The sequence below is a fragment of the Halorhodospira abdelmalekii genome (assembly GCF_016583625.1).
In the GTDB taxonomy this organism is placed as follows: domain Bacteria; phylum Pseudomonadota; class Gammaproteobacteria; order Nitrococcales; family Halorhodospiraceae; genus Halorhodospira; species Halorhodospira abdelmalekii.
Genome location: NZ_NRRN01000022.1, coordinates 56,658 through 67,722, shown reverse-complemented (window position 1 = coordinate 67,722; position 11,065 = coordinate 56,658). Strand labels below are relative to the sequence as shown.

Annotated in this window: 5 protein-coding genes; 1 reads left to right on the top strand and 4 read right to left on the bottom strand. The window is 57.7% G+C overall.

Annotation, left to right across the window (positions count from 1 at the left end; translation table 11 throughout):
• Positions 1–190: 190 nt before the first annotated feature.
• The gene (locus tag CKO15_RS14680) at positions 191–523 is read left to right on the top strand and encodes an integrase core domain-containing protein (protein WP_420842125.1); all 333 of its coding nucleotides are present in this window, start codon (positions 191–193) and stop codon (positions 521–523) included.
• 281 nt (positions 524–804) lie between these two features.
• On the opposite strand, the gene CKO15_RS07185 is transcribed toward CKO15_RS14680, so the two are convergent.
• From CKO15_RS07185 to CKO15_RS07170, 4 genes are all read right to left on the bottom strand, one after another.
• The gene (locus tag CKO15_RS07185) at positions 805–1,017 is read right to left on the bottom strand and encodes a DUF6447 family protein (RefSeq protein WP_200194008.1); all 213 of its coding nucleotides are present in this window, start codon (positions 1,015–1,017) and stop codon (positions 805–807) included.
• A gap of 344 nt (positions 1,018–1,361) precedes the next feature.
• A complete protein-coding gene (locus tag CKO15_RS07180; protein ID WP_200194006.1) occupies positions 1,362–5,024 on the bottom strand; it encodes an autotransporter outer membrane beta-barrel domain-containing protein in 3,663 nt (1,220 codons plus the stop codon).
• 104 nt (positions 5,025–5,128) lie between these two features.
• Positions 5,129–5,821, bottom strand: a complete 693-nt coding sequence (locus CKO15_RS07175) for a hypothetical protein (RefSeq protein WP_200194004.1) — start codon at positions 5,819–5,821, stop codon at positions 5,129–5,131.
• A gap of 86 nt (positions 5,822–5,907) precedes the next feature.
• On the bottom strand, positions 5,908–10,680 hold the full coding sequence (locus tag CKO15_RS07170) for a hypothetical protein (RefSeq protein ID WP_200194002.1): 4,773 nt from the start codon (positions 10,678–10,680) through the stop codon (positions 5,908–5,910).
• Positions 10,681–11,065 lie beyond the last annotated feature (385 nt).

The window sequence follows — 11,065 nt, the reverse complement described above, 5'->3', positions numbered from 1 at the left end:
GTGCCCAGCGCTTCCTGCTCCTGGCCGCTTCGACGCCGAAAGACCGCCAAACCGACCTCCTGAGCCCCCAAATCCTTGAGCGATCGCAATCCCCGCCCTTTAACATAAGACCCATTATGCGAAACAGGAAAAACTTAGAGCAAATACAAAAAAGGGGACAAGCAAGTGCCTGTCCCCCATCTCTTAAAACATGGGCGTAGAGGTGATACGTACCGCATACCGCTGCCCCTGGCAAAACCCGCATGCTGAGAGATTCATCCGCACCCTACAAGAAGAGCTGCTAGATTACATCGTCCCGCTTAGCGAGAAGCACGTAAATCGGCTCTTATTTGAGTATCGTGACTACTACAATCAAGCCCGTCCTCACTTAAGCCTAAACGGCAGAGCGCCTAATCCTCCACGGCATTTAACAGCTGCGCCTGCAGCTAACGACGAACCACCGCCTATCGAAGAGCTGCATATGCGCAAAAAAGCCTGGCTCGGTGGCCTTCACCATAGCTACTACTGGGTAAGAGCCGCTTAACAGCCAGCAACAATCGTTCTACAAGTGGTTAAGGTAGTCGGCATGCAAGACTGCCTTGGGTAAGCATGTCCTGTATTACTCATCTGACGGCTCATGTGGCCTTATTACTGCCTTCTGAGAGCACTTAACCGCGCTATAAATCCAATACGAGCGCTTGAGTCGAGAGACACCGGCCTCTTAACATGCCTTTTATGATGCCAACTCTGAGCTCTTAAGGTTTTTTGGGCACTACAGGCCACCGCGTCCACCTCAACACCCATCCACCCCCATCACCCATCGCCTCAGGAGGCGGGCAGCTCTCCCTGCAGGGCCCGCGCGTAGGCCTGCCTTGCCGTACGCGCCATGGCCAGCTGCGCCTGGATACGCCGGATCTCGGCATCCGCCGCCGAGAGGTGGGCCAGCTGCTGGCGGGCATTGTCGGAGAGTTGGTCGAGTTGGTACTGCGTGCCGTCGATCGTGACGGTGCGACTCTGTTGCTCTTGCTCTTCGGCCATGATGATCTCCTTGGAGGTTGGTGACTCTAAACGAGACAGGGTAACAGGCGAATCGGCCTGCATGGGGCCTTCAGATGCCGCCACAGCAGCCCATAGCGGCCGTTGAGGCGGCGTTCATGGCGTCTTCGATACCTGGGCAGCCCTACCAGGCGAAGGGGCGTACAGGCCTGCTGTGGCGCCCCTGGGGGCGGACATCCCTGTCATTCCTTCCCACTCCGATGGGCGTCTTGGGTCACGTCTGGGCTTCGTTCACCCCAAACAAGAAGACCCCCACCCCCTTTTGAGGGGTGAGGGCCTCTTGGGTTAGCGCGATCGAGCAGACTCGACCACTCTAGGCGACGGACTTAGGCGAAGTCGAAGTTGTCCTCGTGAAGTTCATCCAGGCCAACACCAACCAGCAGCAGCTCACCCTCAAAACTCTCATCCGGGTCCACCGCCGTGATCAGCGCATCCTCATCATCATTGACCGACTCCACATTGAGCACAGCATCTCCATCTCCCTCAATCGTGAAGTCATCATCGGCACCACCCTGACCATCGAAGGTCACCGGCCCATCAAAATGCTCCGTAAAGTCCAGGACGTCCTCGCCGTCAGTGCCACCGTTGACAATCACACCGGACCCCGCGGCAAACCCATCCAGGCTCAGCTCGCCAATATCGTCCGTCGTAAACTCGAACGTGCCTTCCATGTTGGCATTATTGGTACTAAGGTCGCCGCTGTCGTCGATCTCGAAGCTACCCCCACCGGAGCCGAACGAGAACTCAAAGTCGTGCTCGTTCCCAGCGTCACCCGTCCGATCGAAGAAGGCCGTCAACTCACCTTCCAGACCCGAAGCATCGACGCCTTCCGTATCCGCAAGCGTAAAGCCCGTCTCCGGATCACCGTCCTCGTCGAAAACACCCAGCGTCAGGTCCGACTCCCCGGTGATCACCAGCTCGTCGTCATCAGCGTTAGTATCAAGATCATTGATATCTTCCAGGGTGTAATCACCACCATCCTCGCCGGTATCCAGCGTCAGGACGCCGCTGTTCATGTTGTCAGCGTCCAGAACCGAGAGGGTCAGCTCACCACTACCGGCGAGGTGAATATCAATATCTTGGTCATCAGCACCGACCTCAAGCCCGTCATCGCCACCGATCTCGTACGAGCCACTGCCCTCTGCCGTCAGGGTCAGATCCTCGACATCATGGGTATGAGCATCGAACGCCGTGTCGTTCGAGCCCGTGGCGATATCCCCACTGCCCTCAAAGGTCACCGTGGCCGCAGCGTCGTCATCGTCCGCGCCAATCGTCACCCCATCGAGGCTATCAATGTCCACCTCGCTGTTGAGGGTCAGGTACGGGATCTGCTCAGCACCACTTACGAGATCCAAGTTGTTGTTTTCCAGATCAATGGCACCGGCACCTGCAAAGTTCAGGGTGAATGCATGATCCTTAACGTCCGCATCAATCCGAATCTCGCCATCGACCTTCAGGGTGTCGGCACTATCCTCCGCCTCCAGGGTCAGCGAGTCGAGCAGCCAGTCACCATCATCCTTGGCCTTAATGCCCGAGACATCGACCGTCTCACCCGACTCATCCTGGTTCACCGCCGAGATCGTGGCATGATCGACGTTCTCAAGCTCAACGCCCGAATTCAGACCTTCGGTATCGGCCAGGCCGTAGCCCAGATCATCGGAGCCATCCAGGACGATGTTCAGATCGCCACCATCGGCATTCTTGAATGTCGGCTCGCCGCCTTGGTTATCCAGGACGTAGACCGTCGTCCCCGAGGCAAGCTCTTCGAGATTATTGGCGCCATTATCCGCGATCAGCGCAATATCGACGCCGTCACCGAAGTTGCTCGCATCAAGGTCTTCTGTATTACTATTCGAGTCTACCGCCGCGAGCGTCTGACCGTCATAACGCGAGCCGTCAATCTCCAGCTCGCTGAGGTTCGCTACATCAGCAGCGATCAACACATCTCCCGTACCCTCGCCGGTGACCTCAACGCCCTCACCCGGGGCCTGAGATTGACCGCCAGCGGCCTTCAAATCGCCCAAATTGGTATTCTGATCACCACTCAGCGTGACAAGCCGATCACCACTGCCAGCGTTGTCCACAGCCACCTGGTTCACATTGGTGTCATCGAGGTCGATCTCACCGAACTCGATCGCACCATCCCCGGAGAGATCCAGGTCCAGGACGTCACGCTCGGCGTCCTCACCATCGTAGACGTTGACAGTGCCAGTAGCGAGGTTCATCTGCGCGTTGACCGTCAGGCTGCGCAGCGCCTGAGCATCATCATAATCCTCCGAGCTGATATCGCCGACACTGTTCGCATCCGCGGTCCCGGTGCCCAAGTCCAGGACGCCAAGCTGGTCCTCGTCCTCCGAGATCTCACCATCAGCGCTCGAGGTCAGCGTCAGGTGCTCAATACCCGCCGCCTCATCATCGTCGTCCTCATCCGCCTCGAGGGTGAGGTTGTCCATATCGGCCGCTGTGTCGAACTCATTGTCGCCATCGAGCTCGGTCATCAGCTCGAGATCCAGCGACGTCTGCTCCGGGCGGATGTCGACAACCTCAATGTCATCAACGTCATCACCTGGCCCAACCCAGAGGCTGAAGTCTTCCGTCAGCTCCCCCGCGTTGAGGTAGACATCATCATCGTTGGCACCCGTGCCTTCCTCAAAGCCGAAGGTCGTGGTGCCCTCCAGCAGACTCATGTCCAGGCGATTGCCAGCACCAGTGGCAGTAATGTCGCCCGTTGTCTGCATGATCACGGTGTCCCAGCCGCTGACCGAGACCTCGTCCGCCTCGAGCAGATCCTCGATGGCCTGACTGCCAGCCTCGAAGATCAGGGTGTTGTCTCCGTCACCGCCGTCAAGGTCAATACTATCGCCATCCCAGGTCGTGGGATCGACGTCGATGACGGCACCAATGTTGACCCGCGCATCACTGTCACCGGCCTGGACACTCAGATCCTCATCATCCGTATCCACCGTGGTTCCGCCAACATTGCTGATGTCTACGTCCAGATCGTCACCCGTGAACCCGGTCGCATCCAGGTCGGTGATCAGATCATTGACGCCAGCCCCTGCGCCGTCGCTTGAGACCCCATTCACCACCAGGCTGCCAGAGCCCGTGATGGTCAGCTGCTCGAGCTCGTCACCACCAATATCATTAACCGTGCTCTCGCCGGCGTTGTCGATGCTGTAATGCTCGAAGCCATTCACGTTGAAGCTGACGCCAGCCGCGCCATCGCGAACGCCCGCGCCATCCAGCGCGAAAGCCTGCTCATCACGCTCGTCCGTCACCGAGCCGATGTAGTTGACCGTATAGGTCATAGTGCCGTGGTCGCCCTGCGCACCGACGACACCGTACTCGTTGTGCTGGCTCAGCGTGATGTCCGTGCGGCTGCTGTTCGACCACCACTCTTCAACGCCGACAAAGTCCTCGACATCGAAAGTCGCGTTAAGCTGACGCGCCTCGATCAGCACTTCCTCAACGTTCTCCACCGAGCGCGCCGTAGCGCCGGCGGCACTGGCAAAGATATCCAGGGTATTCCCACCCCCGACACCGTCGATCCTCGAGGCGCTCAGATTCGTATCCGTCGTCTCAAAGCGATCACTCTCATCCGCACTCGGGAAGACGTCATCCGGCTGGTTGGTGCCGATGTTCGTGTTTGCGTCGACGATGGCGGAACTTTGAGTCAACGTAAACGTCGTACCCTCCGGCATCGGCGGGTCTTCAACATCCGGAGGCCCCACCGAATCCGGATTGTCCTCGATAAACTGCTCGACGCCATCCCTCACCTGTTGACGCTCGCCTTCCTCAAGGTCTGGGTACGACGGGCTATAGCGACCGAAATACGTTATCAAGTCAACCAGGTCAAGCGTCGCTCCCCGATCCCACTCGTCCAGGATACGGGCAGCCATCGCAGCACCGTCAGCGCTGTCTGCTTCGATGTCAAGATTAAACTCGTCGTTCAACCGCGTAATCAGTTCATCAGCTTTATCGCGCGACATTTTCAGGTCCTCTTAATAGTGTTTAGCCGGTATAGTGTTCAGCCGGTCTGAGCGGAGGGGGGGGAAAAGCCCTCCCATGCTCTGTCTTCACCGGGGTTCCGGGGTTAAACCGCCAGCCAATCCTCGGTATCCAGCGCGACCCCAACCTGCTCAATAAGCTGGCCGGCGTCGATCGCCTCATCTTGGAAATCCTGGAATTGATCAAACACGTCTTGATCGACCCCTACCAAGTTGGCGAACCAGGAGGGCTCATCAAAGTTATCGACGTCTTCACCCACGCGCACACGCACCGTATCGGTGGCCTCGCTGCGCGTCGTGAAATCAAAGTTCTCCTCGCTAAACCCTTCCAGTCCAAGCGCGCCGAAATCGAGCTGGTCACCCTCACCAAAGTCCTGCACGAATACACTTTCGCCCGGCAACACCGGCTCCGGGAAAGCAAACGACACCCAGTCAGCGTCGTTTTCATCGGCAATGTCATCGGCGTCCAGATCGTCCCCATCCTCGACATCGACGGTGTGCCGATCAGGGGGGGGCGTCACTGAGTCCGGATTGCCTACAACGAACTCCTCGGTGGCCGCCTGGATCTCTCCACGTTCATCGTCACCGGCATCTCGGTACGACTGGCTATAGCGATTGGTGTACGATACCAAGTCAATCACTTCTACGACTGCATCGCGATCCCACTCTTGCTCAATGCGATGCGCCATCGCCACCCCGTCGACAGTGTCCGGTCCAATACCAAGATCAAGCTGATCGTTCAGCTGCTCAATTAAGTGGCTGGCCCTATCGCGCGACATCTTTGCTACCCCCCTCTGTCCTACTCTGGCAGCCGAAGTGGGGGGGCGTCGAAGCCCCCCACTCTGTCTTCACCGGGGTTCCGGGGTTAAACCGCCAGCCAATCCTCGGTATCCAGCGCGACCCCAACCTGCTCAATGAGCTGGTCGACGCCGATCTCGTCGTCTTGGAAATCCTGGAATTGATCAAACACGTCTTGATCGACCCCTACCAAGTTGGCGAACCAGGAGGGCTCATCAAAGTTATCGACGTCTTCACCCACGCGCACACGCACCGTATTGGTGGCCTCGCTGCGCGTCGTGAAATCAAAGTTCTCCTCGCTAAACTCTTCCAGTCCAAGCGCGCCGAAATCGAGCTGATCACCCTCGTTGAAGTTCTCGATAAAGACGCTGTCACCCGGCAGTGCCGGCTCCGGGAATGCGAACGACACCGCATCCATGTTGTTATCAGCGGCAATCTCATCAGCGTCCAGATCGTCCCCATCCTCGACATCGTAAACGTGACGATCTGGGTCAATCTGCACGTCATCCTCCCCAACCTCGACGAACTTCGTCCGCGAATCGTCATCCGTCGACAGCGTCACCTCGTGAGTCCCTTCTCCAAGATCAAAGGTCGTGCCGTCAGGGATTTGGAAGGAATCACCTGCAGGGATCTTTTCATCTTCCCAGATAGTCTCCTTGTCACCAACCGTCAGCTTAATATCCTGGGTGTCTTCATCGCCGGTATTCCGCACCGTCCCTTCGATAGGAACTGTCACGTCGTCCGCGCCCTCGTCAAGCTGGACGTACCCCGGGACGTCAAGCGCCTCGACCATGAAGCCCTCGATTTCCGCTCCATAACCAGGGTTAACAACTGTCTGGTCCTCCCCCCGGCTATTCTGGTACACGACCTCCTTAACTGCTCTCACATCGTTCCCGGCAGCAACCGCCTGATCCACCGCATCACGAACCGCTGTAAGATAGTTCTTATGCAGCTCGCTACCGGCCAGCTTCACGTTGATCGCAGCACCGAAATCCAGCGTGCCCAGCTCCTGAACGTTGGTGTCAAACTGGTCGTTGCCATTCTCACTCAGGTTGGTCGTCTCATTATTATCGACGTCCCAAGTCGAAGTGACGTGGAAGAGCTTGTACTCACCCTCGTTGCGATCACTCTCAACCATGATGATGTGGTTGAGCGTGTTGTCGACCGGATTGACGTTGTCCAGATCCGGCGTCAGCAGACCGCCCGTCAGGTTGCCGTAATTCGAGTCGCCATCGTCATCAGCGTCGTTCAACGCCCGGACCAAGGTCGAACCGTCCAGATCCTCGAACGTATCGTCCTCATCACCGTCGAAACGAATAACATTGACGGTATTCGCCCGCGCGTTAGCCGAATTGGTCACATCCACCGACTGGTCGCTAAACGCCTCCGCATTATTATTAACAACGTTGGTCACCGGATCGACCAGATCTGCCGAATCACGGTTGTCGTCAGATGAGGGATCGTGCTCGTCCGTCAGGAAGTGCGAGAAGTCCAGGGCGTGCTGGCCCATCTGGTTAACGTTGTCGACCGACTCCGGCGACTCCGTGTGCCAGTTGACCACCGTCACCTTATCGTTAGCACCCATGCTGTCATCAATGACCAGCGTGTTGGAGCTCAGCGGGTTGGAGTGCATCACCACGACATTCTGACCACCGCCCGCATTGATAACGGCTTCGCTGATGCCCGTCACATCATCGCGGCTGGTTCGGCTGGTTCCGCCGGACAGATCGAAGTAATCGTTCTGGCCAAAGATGTCATTGCCATCACCGTAGCCATTGTCGCCCGTATCGGGATTGTCATGGCTGTACTGAATGGTCGAACGAAGACCACCATCACCAACGCCGTCACCGTCAACCGCACCGTAGAAGTCGTTGTGGTTGGTCCGTGCAGCAATCGCATCCGCATCCTCCAAGTGGTCCGAATCCGAGTCCCTAAACCCGGTCTCAATCAGACCTTGCCGGAGCGCGGATACATCCCCGCCGCCAATCAGAACATCTCGGCCTTCATTCAGATCCTCAGACAGGTTGTCGGCATCCGCGACAAGCTGCGGCTGATAGATCGCAATGGCCAGATTGTTCTCACCACCGACCAACGATTCGATAGTCAGCGCCTGATTACCCTCTGCATCGCTGTAATTGAGCAACTGCGAGAGCTCGTGATTGTCGTCGATCGCATCCTTGATGGCATTGTTGATGTCCACCTGAGTCGCGATAAACTGATCGTCCGTGTCAATCTCGACCGTCTCTTCGATACCCGCAAAGGTCAACGTCAGCTTCGCGTTGTAGAGCACACGAGCCGAGGCATCGGCGGTCCACTGACCACTCGTGCCCCAATCCTGAGCACCCGTCGTCTGACCGATCGTCCACTCACCCAGGCTGCCGTTGCCATTCTCGGCATCAAACCCCTCGACCTCATAGCGATCACTGTAGTTGCGACCAAGGTCGCCGCGGTCTGCGGACTGGATGATGACCAGATCATCGCCGCCGCCGGTGTCGATGTCGAAGGTCCCGCGACCATTCACGATCACCGTATCATCGCCCGTACCCGTCTCAATGCTCAGGTTTTCCAGCTCGGCCATGGTGGCCTGCGAGACACCATCGGTCATCCGGACGTTGACGTAGTTGTCCCCTGAGCTGGAGGCGATCTCGAAGTTTGTCCCCAGCGCATTCACCGACTCGCCATCGAGCAGATTGACTTTGATCACGTCATCGCCACCGCCCGTATCCAGACTAAAGTCAATGTTGCCCTCGTTACTCAGATCAACTTCAAGATCGTCCGTCGAGTTCCGGTAGGTGTAGCTGCCATCCTGATCGATGGTGCCAAACAACTCCGTGCTGCTCGCACCATTGCCATACAGGTTGTGCAGGTTTTGCACATTGCGAGTGATATCAGTGTTGTCCGTAATCGTTGCCGGCTCCGTCGTCAGATTACGACCCAACGTCAGATTGCCCTCAAACTCCCGGGCATCCACACGCTCCAGACTATCCTGTGGAGCCACCACCGGGTTTCCATCATCATCAACAACAGGGTTTCCATCATCATCAACAACATCAGGCGAGAACCCATCACGGATCGTCAGATCCGCCCACGTCGTCTCACCGTCTTCATCAACACGGTTGTCGTAATCAACCGAGCGGATGTTGACCGTCTCCAGGTCGCTGTTGGTGGTCCCCAGCCAACCAATGTTGCTCGGCTTGTCGTCACCGCCCAGCACCTCGACGTCAAAGACCGGAATGCCCTGCGAGGTGGCACTCTGCGACTTACCACCAATCAGCACATTACCACCGTCCGAACCACGGCCGACCTTGTGCAACTCAACCGTAGTCTTGAGCTCTTGATCGCCCGGCTCCTCGTCAAAGTCAACCCGCTCGTGGCGAGACCAGTTATCGATCCGCTCACCGTTGACCTCAGCACGGGTTTGCGTCTGCGCAACCTCAAGCTCCGCATTGAGATGGGAGACGGTATTGCCCGGCGTCGCCTCAATGACAATCTGATGATCACCGACGACCGTCTCGCCAGTATCGCCATCGAAGAAACTAAACTCATCCCCTATACGGGCTATCGCTGCATCTCGTTCAAGCCCCGCTGCCCCCAGCGCGTCAGGAAGCGCCCCTTGGGGGGTGCCATCAGCATCTTCGGTGTAGAGCGCATCGACCAATTCCCGGTAAGTCGTGATGTTCTCACCCGTAGACTCATACACCTCACCGTCCAAGAACTCGTGCACGCTGACCGTCACGTCATTGACATCGAACTCCATCCGACGAACGAACACACTGACCAGCGGATCGTGACCCGCCCGGTGCGCATTGGTGTTCATCATCTCAAAATAGATCTCGGTCAGGTCGCCCTCTACACGCTCGATGAGATAGTTCTCATCGAAGTAGGCCTTCAGGTCCGACGCACCACCGGCGGTGTTCTGGTTCGACGTGTGATCCATACGGAAGGTGATCTCATCCGTATAGCGCTTCGAGCCGTCGTCGCTGTCGCGCGTATTCAGATCCTGAATCACCAAACTGGCGTTGCTGTCATAAGAGCCGATGTGCTCGACATCGAGCAGATCGGAGGCGTTGATGGTGACACCCTGATCACGCTGACCACCGTCTTGCGCCTCAAACTTGAGCGTCTGGACGTTCTGGGTCGACGGATGGATCGGACGACCGTCGCCGGTCCCCGTGATGGCACCAACATCCGTCTCCGGCATCACCTGCGCAAAGAGCGTGTTATCACCCGCGATGCCGTTGATCGAATCGCCCGAGTTCAGGGTGTTGGCCGCCAAACCGCCCTCAGTCGCCAGGCTCGCATCGAAGTAGTTGTTCGACAGGCTACCGGTGAGCGTATCGCTGTCCGTGGTCAGACGGGTCTTGCTGTGCGCCGTGTCGTACTGATCGGCCAGCGACTGGACCAGCGTGTAGAGATCCTCGCTGCTCTGGATATTGTTATCCGACTGGTACTGGGCCGCCGAGACCAGCTGCTCAGCGATCTCAATCTGCTGCTTACGGATGTCCTCATCCTGGTTCATGCCCATGTTTTCCGAAACATTGGCACGCGCCGCATACGCCTCTTCAATCATCTGCCAGAGCAGATCCTCGTGGCTGAGCCCGTCCTCTAGGCGCCCCGTCCAGTACTCGACCCGGCGCACACCCTCGTGCATGGCGCTGTAGTCGTGATCCTGAGCCTGCTCCAGGGTCAGCTCACCGCGCAGATGGTAGGCCAGAAACACCTGATCGGTGTCGCTCAGCCCGGCCGGGCTCTGCGTCCCTGCCCACTGCACCAACTGCTGCGGGCTCGCAACGTTGAAAAAGTCGTTCCAGAACTCTTGAAATTTAGCTTCGCGGCTCATAGCACATTCCCCTTATGAGGTGCTGATCAAACGATTGATAGTGGTTGTGGTTTTCCGTATGCAGCCCGGCGCCCCTTCTAAGCAACGCGCGCGCCCGGCCTCGCAGCCCGCCTAAAAGCCGATCACCGACTGTTGCGACTGCAGACCGCATGTTCGATTGCCCGCCCGCTGGCTTGCCTGCCCGCTTGTTTGTTGGCCTGTCTGCTGCCCATCACTGCCCGAGAGACCAATCTGAACCCCCCAAACTTCCACGCCTAATTAAGTCCACTCTATAAACCTACAAAATAAACCTACAAAGCCACCCTAAAGGCCAACCACAGCCCAACAAAACCTCGGCATAACCACGGCGAACCCCTGCACTCACACCGGGCCGCCGCGGGCCTGC

Excerpts from the sequence above, each read along its gene's own strand:
- CKO15_RS07180 (WP_200194006.1), bottom strand. The coding sequence starts at position 5,024 with ATGTCGCGCGATAAAGCTGATGAACTGATTACGCGGTTGAACGACGAG.
- CKO15_RS07185 (WP_200194008.1), bottom strand. The coding sequence starts at position 1,017 with ATGGCCGAAGAGCAAGAGCAACAGAGTCGCACCGTCACGATCGACGGC.
- CKO15_RS07170 (WP_200194002.1), bottom strand. The coding sequence starts at position 10,680 with ATGAGCCGCGAAGCTAAATTTCAAGAGTTCTGGAACGACTTTTTCAAC.
- CKO15_RS07175 (WP_200194004.1), bottom strand. The coding sequence starts at position 5,821 with ATGTCGCGCGATAGGGCCAGCCACTTAATTGAGCAGCTGAACGATCAG.
- CKO15_RS14680 (WP_420842125.1), top strand. The coding sequence starts at position 191 with ATGGGCGTAGAGGTGATACGTACCGCATACCGCTGCCCCTGGCAAAAC.